We start from the raw sequence: 17876 nt of genomic DNA, 5'->3' as shown, positions 1-17876 counted from the left end.
CAAGTGCAACTGAAATGGCAGGCCGCCGCCGCGCAAGGCGGCTGCTGCCCCGCTTGAAAGCACACCCCGCGCGGGTGTAGAGTGGGCGCCCACTCGTCAAAAGGGGCGCGCCATGCCGACACCCACCTTCCAGCGTTTGTCGCCGGCTCAGTTCGAGCAGCTTCTCCAGAAATTTCCCTTCACCCGGAAAATCGACGCGGTGCACATGCACCACACCTGGCGGCCCCGGCATGCCGACTTTCGCGGCCATGACACGATTGTCTCGATGTGGCGCCACCACACGCAGGTCAACGGCTGGAGCGACATTGCCCAGCACCTGACCATCGACCCCGAGGGCATGGTCTGGCTGGGCCGCAACTGGAACCTGCCGCCGGCCAGCGCCGCCGGACACAACGGCAACAAGGCCTTCGGCCCCTTCATGTTCGAGATGATCGGCGACTTCGACAACGGCCGCGACCCGTTCGGCGGCGCGCAAAAAGACGCCGCGCTGCAGGTCGTGGCGCTGGTCCAGTCGCGCTTTCACCTGCCGGCCAGCACGCTGCGCTTTCACAACGCCATGTCGCCCAAATCGTGCCCCGGCAGCGCGCTGGTGTATGCCGACATCGTGGCCGAGGTCGAGGACATGCGCCAGGAAATGCAGGCCGGTGCCTCGCGCGGCGCTGCCCAGCCGCAGCCCTTCCCCGATGAAACCGACCGCTTCGTCGCCGAGGCCATCCGCTCGCTGTCGCGCACCCTTGACAATGCCGGCGAGCCCGGCGATGCCGAGCTGTCGCATGACGAGCAGGAAGCCGGCCAGGCGGCCACCGCAAGCCGCGTGGCGCCCAGTGGCGATGCAGGCGACGCATCGGCCCCTGCGCAAAGCCGTGATTCGGGCTTGGGCACAGCGGCGCTCAACGCGATGCGGCCGCACCTGGTCAACCTGCGGGTCGGCCGCCTGTCGGGCGAAGGCGAGGCGGCCTCGACGCCCGGCGACATCGACGCCATCTTCGAGCAGCACCTGCCGCAGGCGGTCAGCGAACTGCCCGCCGGCCACAAGCTGCGCCTGGTGTTCTATGCGCATGGCGGGCTGGTGTCTGAATCGAGCGGCCTGCAAATCGCCCACAAGCACATCGACTGGTGGCGGCGCAACGGCATCTATCCCGTTTACTTCATCTGGGAAACCGGCTTTTTCGAGACCATCGGCCAGTTGCTCGGCCGCGCGCGGCAAGGCAGCCGTGCCCTGGCGCGGGACCTGGCCGACTTCACCACCGACCCGCTGGTCGAGATCGGTGCGCGCACCCTGCAGGCACCACGCATCTGGGGCGGCATGAAATCCAGTGCCGAGCATGCGATGGATGCGCCGGTGGCCGGCGGCGACATCGGCGGCGGCGCGCATTACGTCGCCCGCAAGCTCAAGGCGCTGTGCGACGAGCATGCCGAGCGGATCGAACTGCATGCCGTCGGCCACAGCGCGGGGTCGATCTTCCACAGCCATTTCCTGCCGCTGGCCCATGCCTTGGGCGCACCAAGCTTCAGGACCGCGCATTTCCTGGCGCCTGCGGTGCGCGTCGACACCTTCCGCCAGCGCCTGCTCGAGCACATCGGGCCGGGCCGCGCGGCCGAGTCGCTGACGCTCTACACCATGCGCCGGGACTTCGAGCGCAAGGACAACTGCGCGCAGATCTACCGCAAGTCGCTGCTCTACCTGATCTTCAATGCGCTGGAAGACCGGCGCGCCACGCCCATCCTCGGGCTGGAGGAAAGCCTGCGCGGCGATGCAGACCTCAAGCGCCTGTTCGGCCTGGCGGGCGCGCCGGCAACGCCTTCTAGCGTGGTCTGGTCGCCCACGCCGGGCGACACCGGCCGCTCGGCCAGCACGTCGCTGTCGCACGGCGGCTTCGACGACGACGCGCCGACGATGAACAGCATCGTGCGCCGCATCCTGGACAAGCCTGATGCGGCCGAGATCGTGGCATTTCCAGTTACCCGCAGCGCATCGCGGCCCTGGACCGAAGAGGTGGACTGGCCTGCCGAGTTCGGTTTCAGCGCACTGCCCGCTTCATCCGGCACCGCCTATGCGATGCCGCCGACCAGCCTGCCCGCGTCGATGCCGGGCGCCGCGGCGATGCCGCCTTATCTGCTTCCCCCGGCGGCGCCCGTGGCGGTGTCGGCCACCAGCACGGGCAGCAGCAGCGGCCGGCGTGTGGCGCTGTGCGTCGGCATTGACGCCTATCCGGCGCTAGAGCATCAGCTCGCCGGCTGCGTCAACGATGCCCGCAACTGGGGAAAAACCCTGGCGACGCTTGGTTTCGAGACCCGGCTACTGGTCAACCTTGACGCGAACCGCGCCACGCTGGACCGCGAACTGAACCGGCTGGTCGATGAATGCCGCGCGGGCGACGTGATCGTCTTCCAGTACGCCGGCCACGGCACGCAGGTGCCCGACTTGAACGGCGACGAGGACGACGCCATCGACGAGGCGCTGTGTCCGGTGGACTTTGCCAGCGGCGCGCTATACATCGACGACGACATTGCCGGGCTGTTCGCGCGCATTCCCGACGGCGTGAACATGACCTGCTTCATGGACTGCTGCCATTCGGGCACCAACAGCCGCTTCGCCGTCGGCTTGTCGCCCGGCGAAACGGCCATGCCGCCCGGCACCAAGGCGCGCTTCGTCAGGATGACGCCGGAAATCGCCGAGGCACACCAGCGATTTCGCCGGCAGTCGCGCGACACCACGCTTGCCATCAGCAGCGGCGGGCCGCAAGGGATGCGCGATGTGAAGTTCTCGGCCTGCCTGGACCACCAGGTCGCGCTGGAAAGCGGTGGCAACGGCGACTTCACGCGGCGTGCCACCAAGGTGCTGGCCGCCGGCATCCAGGGCATGAGCAACGAGGAATTCCTGCGCCGCGTGCTCGCCGAATTCGGCAGTGCGGCACGCCAGGCACCAATGCTCGACTGCGCCGATGCGTCGCGCCAGGGCGCCCTCATTCAGCCGCTGGCCACCGGCTGCCGCGCGCCCGCCACCCGGGAATCGCCCATGGCAACAGTTCCCGGCGACACCGCCTTGCTGCACGCCGTGAGCGAGCTGGCCCAGGCCGTGAAAGCGCTGGCGCCGGGCAGGCGCTGATGGCGTCCGAGCCTGCGGCCGGAGCAGCAACGGCAACGACCACCGAGGCCGTCGCCGCCGATGCCGCCAGCCGCGAGGAAGGCGGCGCCGCTGCCGCGCCCCAGATCGTCCAGCGACATCCGGGCGAGGGCGAAGACTATGCCATCGGGACCGGCGTGCGCCAGCCGCTGGTCGTTCCATATGAACGCCAGCACGGCGATCCGCTTTACCGCCCGCTGCGCATCTACACGGTCGATCCGTCGGTGTCGCGGCTCGAAGGCTCGATCGCGACGCTCAACGTTCCGTTCGAACCACTGGAACCCGGTCCGGTGGGCAAGCTGTTCGAGGTCGATCCCAACGACGGGCAACTGGGCATTCACTACCGCGAGGCTGACCTGGAAGACCGCAAGGTGCTGATGGCCAACGGCTACGACCCCTCGCCCTCGGACCCGCGCTTTCACCACCAGATGGTCTATGCGGTCTGCAGCAATGTCTATTCGACCTTCAAGACCGCGCTGGGCCGCAACCTGGGCTGGGGTTTTGGCGACGGCAAAACGCCGGCACGGCTGGTACTCAGGCCGCACCACGGCCTGGAAAAAAACGCCTATTACGAAAACGAAGTCACCCGTGGAGAGCTGCGTTTTGGCTATTTTCCGGCGAGCGACAGGCCAACCAAACGCACCATGCCGGGCGGCTACGTCTTCACCTGCCTGTCGCACGACATCGTGGTGCACGAGGTGACGCATGCGCTGCTCGACGGGCTGCGCGCGCATTTCATCGTGCCGACCAATTCCGACGTGGTTGCCTTCCATGAAGCCTTTGCCGACCTGGTCGCCATCTTCCAGCACTTCAGCTACAGCGAAGTGGTGCTGACGGCGATCCGGCGAAGCAAGGGCGCGTTGCAGCAGGCCGACCTGCTGACCGAGCTGGCTGGCGAATTCGGCCACACCACCGGCCAGAACGGCCCGCTGCGCAGCGCGGTTGAAAAAGACACCGGCAACCCGACCCGCTACCAGAGCGATCTGGAAGCGCACCAGCTCGGCTCGGTGCTGGTCAGCGCGGTGTTCGACGCCTTCGTGCAGGTCTACCAGCGCCGCACCGAGCGCTTCGTGCGCCTGGCCACCGGCGGCAGCGGCGTGTTGCCGCCAGGCGAACTCTCGCACGACCTGCAGGTCATCCTGGCCGAACGCGCCAGCAAGCTGGCCAGCCAGTTCCTGAGCATCTGCATCCGCGCCATCGACTACTGCCCGCCGGTTGGCATGACCTTCGGCGACTACCTGCGCGCCATGATCACCGCCGACTATGACCTGGTTCCCGACGACCCGTGGGACTACAGGGGAGCGCTGATCGACGCCTTCTGGCGGCGCGACATCTATCCGCGCAGCGCCAACCACCTGTCGCAGGACGCGCTGCTGTGGCGCCGGCCCCGGCTGGAACTGCCCCCGGTGCCGGGGCTCGATTTCGCGGCACTGCGCTTCAGCGGCGACCCGGCCAATGCCGCCGGGCTGGACGAGCTCTACCGCCAGGCCTGCATGCTCGGCCACTACGTCACGCGTCCCGGCCGCACCGAGGAATTCGGGCTGGTGGTCAATGGCGACGCACGCCTGGACGGCGACACGGTCGGCCTTCCCTGCGTCGAATCGATCCGTTCGGCCCGGCGCGCCGGGCCGAACGGGCAGATCGTCTTTGACCTGGTCGCTGAAATCACCCAGGAACGCCATGTGCGCGCTTCGGCGGAAGGACCGGCCTTCACCTACTACGGCGGCTCGACGGTGATCCTTGGGCCGACCGGTGACATCCGTTACGTGGTGCTGAAGAGCGTCGTCGGCGCAGGCCGGCTGGAAAGGCGGCGGGCATTTTTTGAGACTGCCTGCGGCCAGAAATACTGGCACCTGGCGGGTCAGCGCTGGCTGCCGCTTCCAAGTCTGTTTGCGCTGGTGCATGGCGGGCATTGAAGGCTTGCGTCGGTCTTGCAGCAATGGATGGCTGCGCTAGAACGCCTGACAGATACTTCGCTATGAAATAAATAGCGTCTTGCACCCATCCATATTGCGGAAACAGCCAATTCCATCAATAAATCCGGACAATTCACCCCGGCTTGAAGCCGGTAGAAAATTTGATCGTTCTACAACGCCGACAAATCAACCCGCTCGGACCCAATGCGCTCGGCCACGCCCAAAGCCAGGCCGGCGCTTTCCACCACATCCACACGAAACGGCAGGCGGCTGGCCTCAAAGCCGTCTGTCAATGCCGCACGCTGCGCCCAGTTGAGCGTTGGGGGTTGCGTGAGCAACAAGTCCAGGTCTGAAAATGGCCGTGCCTTGCCGGTGGCGCGTGAGCCAAAGACCCAGACCTGCGCGCCAGGAATGACTTGGGCAATGATTTGCCGCACATCGCGCAGTTGCTCCGGGCTCAGCGCCACCCCCAGGCGGAGTGGGTCAAGCCGTTGGGCAACTTGCGGGTCAGCGTCCAAGGCTTTTCTCCAGTTCGGCCAGCAAGGCCACGGCGCCTTCGGCAAATCGGTCAACCCCTGCGGCTACTTCCGCGGCTTTGGCTTCATCGTAGGTGTGGCTGGTGGCATTGCGCATTTCACGCCACTGCCGCCACAGGCCGGGGTCGGCCAGCAAACCTGCGTCGGCTGCCTTGCGCAGCAGGTCATTGAAGGACAGGTCAATGACCAGGTCCGCCGCCTCCGAGCGCTCGATCAACACGCGTCTGAGCATGCGCACGGACAACTCGTAGGTGAATTCAAACGACTGGATGACCGCCGAACGCAAATGCGGCTTGAGTGCGGCCCCTTGCGGCAGTTCATGCCAAAAGCGCAACGCCTCCTGCAACTGGGCAAGCGCTTTAACAAGCGACGACAGGTCGATGGGCTTGGCGGTCATGACTGGATTGTCTGATGGTTTGGCGGGCAATGTCAAAGATCAGCGCCTGACGAGACAGCTATGAAATAAATAGCTGCTTGTGCCCGCCCCTATTGCGAAAAAAGCTACTTTCATCACTCAACCCGGACAATTCCCGTCGGCTTGAAGCCCAGGTCGGCAGACTTGCCTTTTCGGGCGCGCACGGTGCGCGCGTTGTTCAGGCTGCGGATTTCCAGCGTTTCCTCGCGCGCCTTGGCGCCGCGCCCGATGCCGTCGATGCGCACGCTGCGGGTGTAGGCGGCCGCGCCGGCCAGCGCATCCTTGTCCTCCAAGTCGATCAGCATCAGGCCGCGCCCGCCTTTTTCCATCTGCTTGATCTCGCCGATGTCGAAGGTCAGGATGCGCTGGCCGGTCGAGGCGCAGGCCACGTGCGTCGCCGGCGGCAGCGGCTGGCTGCCAGACGTGCCCTTGACATGCGACGGGCGGCAGATCGTCTCACCCCCACCCTCACGCTCATTCAGCGTGATGAAGGCCTTGCCGCTCTTGTTGCGCGAGACCATGTTCTCCACCGTCGCCAGGAAGCCATAGCCGCCCGAACTTGACAGCAGCAGCATGGCCGATGCCGGCCCGGCAAAGTAATGCAGCAGCTGCGTGCCCGACTCCAGTTCGATCAGCGTCGTGACCGGCTGGCCGTCGCCGCGCGCGCCGGGCAGCATCGCCACCGGCACCGAATACAGCCGGCCGTTGCTGCCAAAGGCCAGCAGCGTATCGACGGTTCGGCATTCAAACGTGGCATACAGTTCATCGCCGGCCTTGAAGGCAAAGCTGGCCGGCGCATGACCGTGGCCGCCGCGCGCGCGCACCCAGCCCTTGCTGCTCACCACGACCGTGACCGGCTCGTCGAGCACCTTGACTTCGAGCACCGATTTTTTCTCGGCTTGGATCAGCGTGCGGCGCGGGTCGGCGAACTGCTTCGCATCGGCTTCGATTTCCTTGACCATCAGCCGGCGCAGCGCCGTCGGGTTGCCCAGGATGTCCTCCAGCTTGCTCTTTTCCTCGCGCAAGATTTTGAGTTCCTGCTCAATCTTGATGGCTTCGAGCCTGGCCAGTTGGCGCAGGCGGATTTCCAGGATGTCCTCGGCCTGCCGGTCGCTTAAGGAGAACCTTGCAATCAGCGCCGATTTCGGCTCGTCGGACTGGCGGATGATGGCGATCACCTCGTCGATGTTGAGCAGCACGGTCTGCCGCCCTTCGAGGATGTGGATGCGCGCCAGCACCTTGTCGAGCCGGTGCTGCGAGCGTTTTTCAATCGTCGTCTGGCGAAAGGCGATCCATTCGTTGAGCATCTGGCGCAGCGACTTTTGCGTCGGCCGGCCATCCAGGCCGATCATCGTCATGTTGATGGGCGACGAGCTTTCCAAACTGGTGTGCGAAAGCAGCGTGTTGATCAGTTCGGCCTGGGCGGTCCGGCTGGTCTTGGGCTCGAACACCAGGCGCACGGCGGCGTCCTTGCTCGATTCGTCGCGCACCACGTCGAGCACCGCCAGCATGGCCTGCTTGAGTTGCACCTGGTCCAGGCTGAGCGCCTTTTTGCCGAGCTTGATCTTGGGGTTGGTGATTTCCTCGATTTCCTCCAGCACGCGCTGGGTGCTGACGCCGGGCGGCAGCTCCTGCACGACGAGCTGCCACTGGCCGCGCGCCAGTTCCTCGATTTTCCAGCGCGCTCGCACTTTCAGTGAACCGCGCCCGGTGCGGTAGGCTGCGGCAATCTCGGCACCGCTGGAGATGATCTGGCCGCCGCCCGGGTAGTCGGGACCGGCAATCAGCGCGTAGAGTTCTTCGTCGGTGAGCTTGGGGCTTTTAATCAGCGCCACGCAGGCGTCGGCCACCTCGCGCAGGTTGTGGCTCGGGATTTCGGTCGCCAGCCCGACGGCAATGCCGCTGGCGCCATTGAGCAGCGTGAACGGCAGGCGCGCTGGCAGCTGGCGGGGTTCTTCGGTCGAGCCGTCGTAGTTGGGGATGAAATCGACCGTGCCTTCGTCGATCTCATCCATCAGCAGGCTGGTGATGCGGCTAAGGCGGGCCTCGGTGTAGCGCATGGCGGCGGCGCCGTCGCCATCGCGCGAGCCAAAGTTTCCCTGCCCGTCGATCAGCGGATAGCGCTGCGAGAAGTCCTGCGCCATGCGCACCAGCGCGTCATACGCCGCCTGGTCGCCGTGCGGGTGAAAGCGGCCGAGCACGTCGCCAACCACACGCGCGCATTTCACCGGCCGGGCGCCGGTCGCGCCGTTGGGGCCGCCAAAGGCCAGGCCCATGCGCGCCATGCTGTAGAGAATGCGCCGCTGGACGGGCTTCTGGCCGTCGCAGACATCCGGCAGCGCACGGCCCTTGACGACGCTCAGCGCGTATTCAAGGTAGGCGCGCTGAGCATAGGCTGCCAGCGAGTCTTCATCAGGCGTTGCAGGCATTGGTAGTTCAGCATCTGGCGTGAAAAGATCCATGGTTTTTTTAATCAGTCAGTAAGAAGTCAAGCATTGGAATGGGGCGCGAAGCAGCAACGGGTGCCCGCGAAGGCAAGGCGAAGGAGCGCACGGGGCGGATTGATTTGAAAACGGAATCGAGCAGCATTTTCCGGCTCATCGCGCGCCGCAACAAAAGTAACGAAACGCTCATTGTGGCGGATGAATGGCGAAAGTCAGGCGCGAGGCCTTTGCCGCCCGGTTTCAGGACACCCTCGGAACCGCGAAAAAATCCGGGTCCTATTCGCGTGCCAAGTCAGTGCGCGGCAGCGGATGTGTCGCATCGCCCAGCGTCGGCAGACCGGTGCGCCCGGTGCGTGGGCCTTTCAGCTCCACATGCACCCGGCCGGTTGGTGCCTTGAACCCGGGAGGCGTCAGGCCGCCGTAGAGCTGCATGACGGTCTTCACGTAGTTCTGGGTTTCGGGGTAGTTGGGAATCCGGTTGCCCGCCCGCTGCACCGCGCCTTCGCCGGCGTTGTAGGCGGCCAGCGCCAGTTCCAGCCGGCCCGGAAACATCTTGATCAGATCAGCCAGGTAACGGGCGCCGGCCCTGATGTTGGTTTTCGGATCGGTCAGCTTTTTTTCAATCGAGCCGTCCTTGCCTGCGGTGACGCCGTAGCGCTCGGCGGTCGGCGGTATCAGCTGCATCAGGCCCACGGCACCCTTGGGCGACACCGCAAAGGTGTTGAAGCCGGACTCGGTGGCGATCAGGGCCTTGAGCAGCGAATAGTCGATGCCATGCTTGGTCGATGCTTCGCGCAGCAAAGGGCTGGCCGCCTTATAGCCTGGCGAGCGGTCGAAAAAAGCCGCCATCCGGGGGGAAAGCATGACCGCGCCCGTCGCGCCGGCCACGGCAGGCACGGCGACCAGTTCCAGGCTGCTCTCCTGCGCCTTGCGGGGCACGTCCATCAGGCGGTAGGGTTCGACGTTGTCGCGCAGAAAAAGCTCGTAGCGGTCGTCAAGGCGGCTGGAGGCGAAATGCGGGATGCGGTCCTCGTCCACATAACCCCAGATGTCGGCCCGTGCCGGTGTGGTGTGCATGGCCAGCAGCACCAGCGTGGCCAGGATTCCCGCGCGCCTTTGCGGCGTTTTCCAGAACTGCCGGCCCTTGGCGGTTGTCGCGGTGGATGATGGGCGTAGTGGGTCAGTAATCATCAAATATCGATATCCACAGCATCTCCATGCAGTTCCATCAACTCCCTGCGCGCTGCGGCCTCTCCCTTGCCCATCAGTTTAGTGATCAGGCTTTCGGTCTGCAAGAAATCCTGGTTACCCAGCTGCACCGGCAACAGGCGCCGGGTGTCGGGGTTGAGCGTGGTGTCCCAGAGCTGCTCGGCACTCATTTCGCCCAGGCCTTTGAAGCGGCTGATGCTCCAGGCGTTTTCACGCACGCCGTCCTTGCGCAGCTTGTCCAGAATGGCGGTCAGCTCACCCGCGTCCAGCGCATACACCTTGGACGCCGGCTTCTTGCCGCGCGCCGGCGCATCAACGCGGAACAAAGGCGGGCGGGCGACATACACATGGCCGGCGTCGATCAGTTTAGGGAAATGGCGGAAAAACAGCGTCAGCAGCAGCACCTGGATGTGCGAGCCGTCCACGTCCGCATCGCTAAGGATACAGACCTTGCCGTAGCGCAGGCCGCTCAGGTCCGGCGTGTCGTTCGGCCCGTGCGGATCAACACCAATGGCGACGGCAATGTCGTGAATTTCGGTGTTGGCGAACAGCCGGTCACGGTCTACTTCCCAGGTGTTCAGCACCTTTCCGCGCAGCGGCAACACGGCCTGGCTTTCCTTGTCGCGGCCCATCTTGGCGCTTCCGCCGGCCGAGTCGCCCTCGACCAGGAACACCTCGTTGTGCGCCAGGTCCTTGCTTTCGCAGTCGGTCAGCTTGCCAGGCAGCACGGCCACGCCCGAGCCCTTGCGTTTTTCGACCTTCTGGCCGGCCTTCTGGCGGGTTTGGGCAGCCTTGATGGCAAGCTCGGCCAGTTTCTTGCCGTAATCAACGTGCTGGTTCAGCCATAACTCCAGCGACGGGCGCACGAAGCTGGACACCAGCCGCACCGCGTCGCGCGAATTGAGCCGTTCCTTGATCTGGCCCTGGAACTGCGGATCGAGCACCTTCGCGCTCAGCACGTAGCTGGCTCTGGCAAACACGTCTTCGGGCAGCAATTTCACGCCCTTGGGCAGCAGCGAATGCAGTTCGATGAAGCTCTTCACCGCCGTGAACAGGCCGTCGCGCAGCCCGCTTTCGTGCGTGCCGCCGGCGCTGGTCGGGATCAGGTTGACATAGCTTTCGCGGACCGGCGCACCGTCCTCGGTGAAGGCTACGGCCCAGCTGGCGCCCTCGCCTTCGGCAAAGGTTTCGTGCTGTGCATCGGCAAAGCCTTCGTTTTCGAACATCGGAATCACCAGGTCGGCGCTGAGCGTCTGCATCAGGTAGTCGCGCAGGCCGCCCTTGAAGACCCAGGTCTGCACGTCCTTCGTTTTCTCGTTCGTCAGCGTCACCGTCACGCCGGGCATCAGCACCGCCTTGCTGCGCAGCAGGTGCGTCAGCTCGGCCATCGGCAGCGCCGGCGACTCGAAGTATTTGGCGTCGGGCCAGGCGCGCACCGTGGTGCCGGTCTTGCGGTCGCCGTTTTCGCTTTTGCGCACCACCAGCGGCTCGATCACGTCGCCACCCGAAAAAGCCAGGCTCGCCGCCTTGCCTTCGCGATACGACGTGACTTCGAGCCGGGTGGACAGCGCATTGGTCACGCTCACGCCGACGCCGTGCAGGCCGCCCGAAAAGCTGTAGGCGCCGCCCTTGCCCTTGTCGAATTTGCCGCCGGCATGCAGCCGGGTAAAAACCAGCTCGACCACCGGCGCTTTTTCTTCCGGGTGCAGGCCGAACGGAATGCCGCGCCCGTCGTCCTCGATCGTCACCGAGCCGTCGATGTGCAGCGTGACCTTGATCTTCTTGCCGTGCCCGGCGAGTGCCTCGTCGGCGGCGTTGTCGAGCACTTCCTGGATGATGTGCAGCGGGTTGTCGGTGCGGGTGTACATGCCCGGGCGCTGCTTGACGGGCTCCAGGCCCTTCAAAACGCGGATCGAACTTTCGGAATATGCAGGGGAAGCGGTGATGTTTTTATCGGCCATGGCAGTTCAAGTGTTGCCTGAATTGTAGACCGTGGCAGCCAAGTAAACTGTACAAACATACAGCCTTCAAGGCCAGCCATTTCCTCAAGCAAATGATTGGCGAATCACCTTTTGCGCAGGCGACTGCCTTTGGAGAACATTTTCGTTAAAGTCCGTACATGACTTCCAGCGCCCTTTCGTCCCCCCCAAAACTGTCGATGTTCCAGGTCCTGGCCTGTGGCGCGGCCATTGTCACGCTGTCGATGGGCATCCGGCATGGCTTTGGCTTGTGGCTGCAGCCCATCACGCAGGCGCAAGGCTGGACGCGCGAAACCTTTGCCTTTGCGATTGCGGTGCAGAACCTGTCCTGGGGCGTCTTCGGGATTTTTGCCGGCATGGTGGCCGACCGTTTCGGCGCGTTCCGGGTGATCGCCGGCGGCGCCGTGCTCTATGCGCTGGGCCTGGTCGGCATGGCGCTGTCACCGACCGGCCTGCTGTTCACGCTGACGGCTGGCGTGCTGATTGGCGCGGCGCAGGCGGGAACGACGTATGCGGTGATCTACGGCGTGATCGGCCGGAACATTTCGGCCGACAAGCGCTCATGGGCCATGGGCGTGGCGGCGGCGGCGGGGTCCTTCGGCCAGTTCCTGATGGTGCCGACCGAAGGTTTCCTAATCAGCACGCTGGGCTGGCAGACCGCGCTCCTGGTGCTGGGCGGCGCCGTGCTGCTGATCGTGCCGATGGCGCTAGGCCTGCGAGAAAAAAGCTTTGCCGGCGGCGCTCCGGTCAAGCGCGACCAGAGCATCGGCCAGGCGCTGCGCGAGGCGCTCAAGTACCCGAGCTTTCAGATGCTGATGGCGGGCTACTTTGTCTGCGGCTTTCAGGTCGTCTTCATTGGCGTGCACATGCCCAGCTACCTCAAGGACAAGGGCCTGTCGCCGCAGGTGGCCGGCTACGCGCTGGCGCTGATCGGCCTGTTCAACGTGTTCGGCACCTACGCGGCGGGAGTGCTGGGCCAGCGCATCGCCAAGCGGAAGATTCTTGCGACGATCTATTTCTCGCGCGCGGTCGTGATTGCCGTGTTTCTGGCTGCGCCGCTGAGCCCGGCCAGCGTTTACATCTTTTCCAGCCTGATGGGCCTGCTGTGGCTGTCAACGATTCCGCCGACCAACGCGGTGGTGGCGCAGATCTTCGGCATCCAGCACATGTCCATGCTCAGCGGCTTCATCTTCTTCAGCCACCAGATCGGCTCGTTCATGGGCGTGTGGCTGGGCGGCTTCCTGTATGACCGCACCGGCAGCTACGACATCGTCTGGTACATCGCGATTGCGCTGGGCGTGCTGGCCGCGTTGGTGAACCTGCCGGTGCGCGAAACACCGATTCACCGCAGCAGCCCCGGCGGCTTGCCGCAGGGCGCCTGAGATGCTGCAGAAAACCCTGCTGTGGAGCCTTGCCACCCTGGCATCGCTGGGCGTGTTTTCCCTGTACATGCGGCCCGAGTTCCTGGTCACGCTGGCCGACCAGGTCTGGTCGTGCTTTTAGGTCCTCTTCTTCAAATTTCAAGCATTTTAGGCCTCCTGCGCAATCAGGACGTGCGTGGACAGCTATATAAATGATAGTAAATAAACCTGCTTTTGACGGACATCATGCGGACGCGGCAGCGCCTTCAGCCTGGGTGCAGCGCTGGTCGCACCTGGTCAAGCCGGGCGGCGTGGTGCTCGACGTCGCCTGCGGACATGGCCGCCATGCGCGCTGGTTTCATGAACGAAATCACCCTTTGGCGCTGGTGGACCGGGCGCAGGCAGCTATTGATTCCATAGCAATTCCAGCCCCGGCCTGCGAAGCCGTGGTGGCCGACATTGAAAATGGGCCCTGGCCCTTCGCGGGCCGCCAGTTCGATGCGGTGGTGGTCACCAACTACCTGTGGCGACCGCTGATGCCGACGCTGCTGGACAGCCTGGCGCCTGGCGGCGTGCTGATTTACGAAACCTTTGCGCAAGGCAATGAAACTGTGGGCAAGCCCTCGCGGCCTGACTTTTTGCTGCGCCCCGGCGAGCTGCTGGACACCTGCCGCATGCTGCGCATCGTTGCCTTCGAAGACGGCTTTCTCGAAGAGCCCGAAGGAAAATCGCCGCGTTTCGTCCAGCGCATTGCTGCCGTCCGTGAAGCGGCGAGTGCGGCGCGTTCAGGCGATGCGCTGCCGGTGACAGCGTCCGACCCGCCCAGATACACCCTGCGTTGAGCTCTGGGTAGAATGCGCATTTGGCTTTTTGGTCCGGCCTTCAACGCCTTGAAGCCTCTCCATCACTCCAGCCATGACGTTACAAGCACGACATGAACCCCATTACTGGCAGTATTGTTGCTCTGGCAACCCCCTTGCATGAAGACGGCAGCGTGGACTACGCCACGCTGCGCAAACTTGTTGACTGGCACATTGCAGAGGGCACCGACTGCATCGGCGTGGTCGGCACCACTGGCGAATCGCCCACGGTGAACGTCGAGGAGCATTGCGAGATCATCCGCGTTTCGGTCGAGCAGGCTGCCAAGCGGGTGCCGATCATGGCCGGCTGCGGCGCCAATTCCACCGCAGAAGCCATCGAACTCGCCAAATTCGCCAAACAGGTCGGCGCCGACTGCCAGCTGCAGGTGGTTCCCTATTACAACAAGCCGACGCAGCAGGGCCAGTTCCTGCACTTCAAGGCGATTGCCGAAGCCGTGGGCGACCTGCCGCTGGTGCTCTACAACGTGCCCGGACGAACCGTCGCCGACATGGCGCATGCCACGGTGCTGCGCCTGGCCGAAGTGCCCGGCATTGTCGGCATCAAGGAAGCCACCGGCAACATCGAGCGCGCCCAGTGGCTGATCAAGGAAGTGCCCCAGGGCTTTGCCGTGTATTCGGGCGACGACCCAACGGCCGTGGCCTTGATGCTCTGCGGCGGCCAGGGCAACATCAGCGTAACGGCCAATGTCGCGCCCCGGCTCATGCACGAGCTGTGCGTAGCGGCCCTTGCCGGCGATGTCAAGCGCGCCATGGAACTGCAGTTCGGCCTGATGCTGCTGCACCGCAACCTGTTCGTCGAAGCCAATCCGATCCCGGTCAAATGGGCCATGGCCCGTATGGGACTGTGTGGCCCCACGCTGCGCCTGCCCATGACGCCGCTTGAACCCGCCAACGAAGCCGCCGTCGAAAACGCCTTGCGCGCTTGCGGCCTGATCTGATTTTTAAGGGAACCCCACGTGAAGACATTGCCGAAATCCATCCAGCGCCCTGCCCTGCGCAAAGCCCGCAGCGCGGCCGCCCTTTCCGCACTGGTGGCCGCCAGCCTGCTGGCAGGCTGCTCCACGCTCCGGGATACCATGGAAGGCGAGCGCGTCGATTACAAATCGAGCGGCACCAAGGGCCCTTCGCTCGATGTGCCGCCCGACCTGACCCAGCTCAGCCGTGACACCCGCTACGTGGTGCCCGGCACGGCCGTCAGTGCCAGCAGCTACCAAGCTGCGCAGCCGGCGCAGACCGTCACCACGGCGGCCGCTGCGGTCGGCGATGTGCGCATCGAGCGCGCCGGCAACCAGCGCTGGCTGGTGGTCAACCGCCCGGCCGACAAGCTCTGGACGCCGGTGCGCGATTTCTGGCTGGAAAGCGGATTCCTCTTGGCGCAGGACCAGGAAAACCTCGGCATCATGGAAACCGACTACGCCGAAAACCGCGCCAAGTTGCCGCAGGACTTCATCCGCAATGCCCTGGGCAAGGTTTTCGACAGCCTGTACTCCACCGGCGAGCGCGACAAGTTCCGCACCCGCCTGGAACGCCGGCCTGACGGCGGAACCGAGATCTACATCAGCCACCGCGGCATGGAAGAAGTCGTGACTGGCGCCAAAGCCGGCAACACCAGCGGCGACGGCACGGTCTGGCAGCCCCGCGCGACCGATCCCGAACTCGAAGCCGAGTTCCTGCGCCGCCTGATGGTCAAGCTGGGCGTGACGCAGGAGCAGTCCAAGGCACTGATTGCCGCAGGCGCCACGGCGCAGACATCGCGCTTAGCCATGGTCAACAACCTGCCCGTGGTGCAGATCGACGAAGGCTTCGAGCGCGCTTGGCGGCGGGTCGGCCTGGCGCTGGACCGCACCGGTTTTACCGTTGAAGACCGCGACCGCAGCCAGGGCACCTACTTCGTGCGTTATGTCGAGCCGACCGCCAACAAGGGCGAACCGGGCTTTTTCAGCAAGCTCTTCAGCGGTTCGGCTGCGGCCGTCATGCCGCTGAAATACCGCATATCGGTTAAGAGCGAAGGTGAAAAGAGCACGGTTTCGGTCCTCAATGCCCAGGGAACGCCCGAATCGTCGGCTAATGCCCAGCGCATTGTCCAGGTGATTGCCGACGACCTGAAGTAAGCACCGAAGCGGCGGACCAGCCAACAGTTGATCGGCAGTGTTGCGATTCAGGAGCCTGGGCAGTGGTAGCGGCGGCAATGCTACCTTGGTGGAAGCCGGTGGCCTGTTGCCCTTTCGCCTGCTGGTGGACTGCGGCCTGGGCATCCGGCAACTCGGGGTGCGCCTGGCCCAGGCCGGGTTGCTACCTGAAGAAATCGATGCGATCTTTATCACCCATGAGCATGGCGACCACATCGGCTGCGCGCATGCGCTGGCGCTGCGCCACCGGATTCCGGTCTGGATGAGCCAAGGAACGCATTCGGCCATCGGTTCGCCTGACTTTGACGGCTTGCTGCATACTGCGCGGGACGGCAAGGCCATCGAACTGGGCGGCCTGCGGCTCATGCCGTTCACCGTTCCGCACGACGCCCGGGAGCCGCTGCAGCTCAGTTGCACTGACGGCTCGGCCAAGCTGGGGATTCTGACCGATCTGGGCCATGCAACGCCGCATGTGATGGCGCATCTGCAGGCTTGCCATGCCTTGCTGCTGGAATCCAACCACGATACCGATCTGCTGGACCAGTCGGCGTATCCACCTTTCCTGAAACGGCGGGTGGGCGGAGACTATGGCCATTTGTCAAATACAGCGGCCGCCGCCATTGCGAGTGCTGTGACCCATGGCGGCCTGAAGCATCTGGTGGCTGCGCACCTGAGCGCCAAAAACAACCGTCCTGGGCTGGTCCAGGACGTGCTCTCCAACGCCCTGGGCTGCCAGCCCGGTGACATCGTGGTGGCCGGACCGGCCAGCGGCACACCCTGGCTGGCACTTTGAAAATGCCATGAAAAAAGCCGCCCGAAGGCGGCTTTTTTGAAATCAGGAAGTCTTACTTCGCAGCGGATGCGGCAGCACCGGCGGAAGTGGCAGCGCTGGTGGCAGCAGAAGCTGCATCGGCAGCGGCGCTCACAGCGGCATTGGCCGAATCGGCAGCGGCGGAAGCGGCGCCGGTGGCGGCTGTAGCTGCGGCGGAAGCAGAAGGAGACTCTGCAGGAACGACAACGACTGAAGGAGCAGGTGCAACGACTTCTTCTTTTTTACCGCAGGCGGCCAGGGCAAGGGCGACAACGATGGCGGCCAGTACGAGGGATTTGTTCATTTTTACGATCCTTGATGATATTTAAGAAAACAATTTCCGGAAATTGTCAAAACCCAAGCTCAAACAAAAAATTTGAGTGATGTCCTGACCTGTGAGGAAAGGACTCGAGCTCTTTCTACCCAGCCTCAAATTATATGCTGCCACGCACAAGCATGAAAACCCTTAATCGCTTGAAATAAGTTGTATGACACCGGTCTGCAACCGTAAAACCACACTTACAGTCCGAGAACGGTCGCGGGGAATCCAGCCGAACTGCTTGACAGATGCTCGCTGAGGCGCTCTTTCAAGGCAATGCGCCGGACAAGGTCGGCACCGGCAACGCCTGTGCAGCGCGGGCTGTCCAGCCGCTCAAACACCCACGCCGGACTCCAGAAAGCGCTGGGCAGGCAGCCTCTTGAAGCCGCGCCACTCTTGCGGCACTCGACGACATGCGCCCAGGTGCGCCGCCAGGTGACGAAGCGCGCATGCTGCCGCAAAACGGCATCGTAATGCTCGGCCAGAAGCGTGAGCTTGCGGCCGCCTCCCGCCCAGTCATTGAGCGCCTGCGCCACTGCGCGCTCGCCCAGTGGCCAGTCGCCGAAGTCCGGATCGCACCAGATCATTTCACGCCAGCCCTGCGCCGCAGCTGCAGCCATGGCCTGGCGAACCAGACCGGCGAATTCGCTGCGGCCGCTGAAACGGCCGCCCAGCAGCATCGAAGGCGCAGCGCCTGCCTGTCCGGGTGTCATGTTGCTTGCTCCTTGCGTTCAGCGAAAGCCCAAACC

At 64.3% G+C, this 17876-nt stretch carries 14 protein-coding genes; 7 read left to right on the top strand and 7 right to left on the bottom strand.

Annotated features, from left to right (window positions below):
* The first annotated feature begins 112 nt into the window (after nt 1–112).
* Both ACP7AD_RS05940 and ACP7AD_RS05935 read left to right on the top strand, forming a co-directional pair.
* Nucleotides 113–3109, top strand: coding sequence for a caspase family protein (locus ACP7AD_RS05940; protein WP_426145500.1), 2997 nt, complete (start codon nt 113–115; stop codon nt 3107–3109).
* Complete coding sequence (locus ACP7AD_RS05935; protein ID WP_426145499.1) at nt 3109–5043, top strand: hypothetical protein; 1935 nt, start codon at nt 3109–3111, stop codon at nt 5041–5043. Before ACP7AD_RS05940 ends, ACP7AD_RS05935 begins: the two co-directional genes overlap by 1 nt.
* A 170-nt stretch (nt 5044–5213) precedes the next feature.
* Here ACP7AD_RS05935 and ACP7AD_RS05930 read toward each other — a convergent pair whose 3' ends face one another.
* The 5 genes from ACP7AD_RS05930 to ACP7AD_RS05910 form a co-directional block, all read right to left on the bottom strand.
* The gene (locus ACP7AD_RS05930; RefSeq protein ID WP_426145498.1) at nt 5214–5561 is read right to left on the bottom strand and encodes a nucleotidyltransferase family protein; all 348 of its coding nucleotides are present in this window, start codon (nt 5559–5561) and stop codon (nt 5214–5216) included.
* Nucleotides 5551–5976, bottom strand: a complete 426-nt coding sequence (locus ACP7AD_RS05925; RefSeq protein WP_029523962.1) for a nucleotidyltransferase substrate binding protein — start codon at nt 5974–5976, stop codon at nt 5551–5553. Before ACP7AD_RS05925 ends, ACP7AD_RS05930 begins: the two co-directional genes overlap by 11 nt.
* 113 nt (nt 5977–6089) lie before the next feature.
* Nucleotides 6090–8456, bottom strand: a complete 2367-nt coding sequence (parC, locus tag ACP7AD_RS05920) for a DNA topoisomerase IV subunit A (RefSeq protein ID WP_426145496.1) — start codon at nt 8454–8456, stop codon at nt 6090–6092.
* A gap of 258 nt (nt 8457–8714) precedes the next feature.
* Nucleotides 8715–9629 carry a lytic transglycosylase domain-containing protein gene (locus ACP7AD_RS05915; protein WP_426145494.1) on the bottom strand — a complete coding sequence of 305 codons (915 nt, stop codon included), beginning with the start codon at nt 9627–9629 and terminating at the stop codon, nt 8715–8717.
* On the bottom strand, nt 9629–11608 hold the full coding sequence (locus ACP7AD_RS05910) for a DNA topoisomerase IV subunit B (protein ID WP_426145492.1): 1980 nt from the start codon (nt 11606–11608) through the stop codon (nt 9629–9631). The genes ACP7AD_RS05915 and ACP7AD_RS05910 overlap by 1 nt, the downstream gene beginning before the upstream one ends.
* A 158-nt stretch (nt 11609–11766) precedes the next feature.
* Here ACP7AD_RS05910 and ACP7AD_RS05905 point away from each other — a divergent pair, with 158 nt between their 5' ends.
* The 5 genes from ACP7AD_RS05905 to ACP7AD_RS05885 all read left to right on the top strand — a co-directional run bounded on the left by ACP7AD_RS05905 (nt 11767) and on the right by ACP7AD_RS05885 (nt 16790).
* Complete coding sequence (locus ACP7AD_RS05905; RefSeq protein ID WP_426145491.1) at nt 11767–13008, top strand: MFS transporter; 1242 nt, start codon at nt 11767–11769, stop codon at nt 13006–13008.
* A 191-nt stretch (nt 13009–13199) separates the two neighbouring features.
* Nucleotides 13200–13829, top strand: coding sequence for a class I SAM-dependent methyltransferase (locus ACP7AD_RS05900; protein ID WP_426145489.1), 630 nt, complete (start codon nt 13200–13202; stop codon nt 13827–13829).
* Nucleotides 13830–13921: 92 nt separating this feature from the next.
* The gene (gene dapA, locus ACP7AD_RS05895; protein ID WP_426145487.1) at nt 13922–14806 is read left to right on the top strand and encodes a 4-hydroxy-tetrahydrodipicolinate synthase; all 885 of its coding nucleotides are present in this window, start codon (nt 13922–13924) and stop codon (nt 14804–14806) included.
* 18 nt (nt 14807–14824) lie between these two features.
* On the top strand, nt 14825–15979 hold the full coding sequence (gene bamC, locus ACP7AD_RS05890) for an outer membrane protein assembly factor BamC (protein WP_426145485.1): 1155 nt from the start codon (nt 14825–14827) through the stop codon (nt 15977–15979).
* 37 nt (nt 15980–16016) lie between these two features.
* The gene (locus ACP7AD_RS05885) at nt 16017–16790 is read left to right on the top strand and encodes an MBL fold metallo-hydrolase (protein ID WP_426145483.1); all 774 of its coding nucleotides are present in this window, start codon (nt 16017–16019) and stop codon (nt 16788–16790) included.
* A 52-nt stretch (nt 16791–16842) separates the two neighbouring features.
* Here ACP7AD_RS05885 and ACP7AD_RS05880 read toward each other — a convergent pair whose 3' ends face one another.
* Together ACP7AD_RS05880 and ACP7AD_RS05875 are read right to left on the bottom strand one after the other, a co-directional pair.
* A complete protein-coding gene (locus tag ACP7AD_RS05880) occupies nt 16843–17112 on the bottom strand; it encodes a hypothetical protein (RefSeq protein ID WP_426145482.1) in 270 nt (89 codons plus the stop codon).
* Nucleotides 17113–17327: 215 nt separating this feature from the next.
* On the bottom strand, nt 17328–17840 hold the full coding sequence (locus tag ACP7AD_RS05875; RefSeq protein ID WP_426145480.1) for a hypothetical protein: 513 nt from the start codon (nt 17838–17840) through the stop codon (nt 17328–17330).
* Between the last annotated feature and the right edge of the window lie 36 nt (nt 17841–17876).

It is taken from the genome of Polaromonas sp. DSP2-3-2b2, from assembly GCF_049895905.1.
GTDB lineage: Bacteria > Pseudomonadota > Gammaproteobacteria > Burkholderiales > Burkholderiaceae_C > Polaromonas.
Note: the sequence above shows the minus strand (reverse complement) of the source record. Positions and strands in the feature narration are given on the sequence as shown.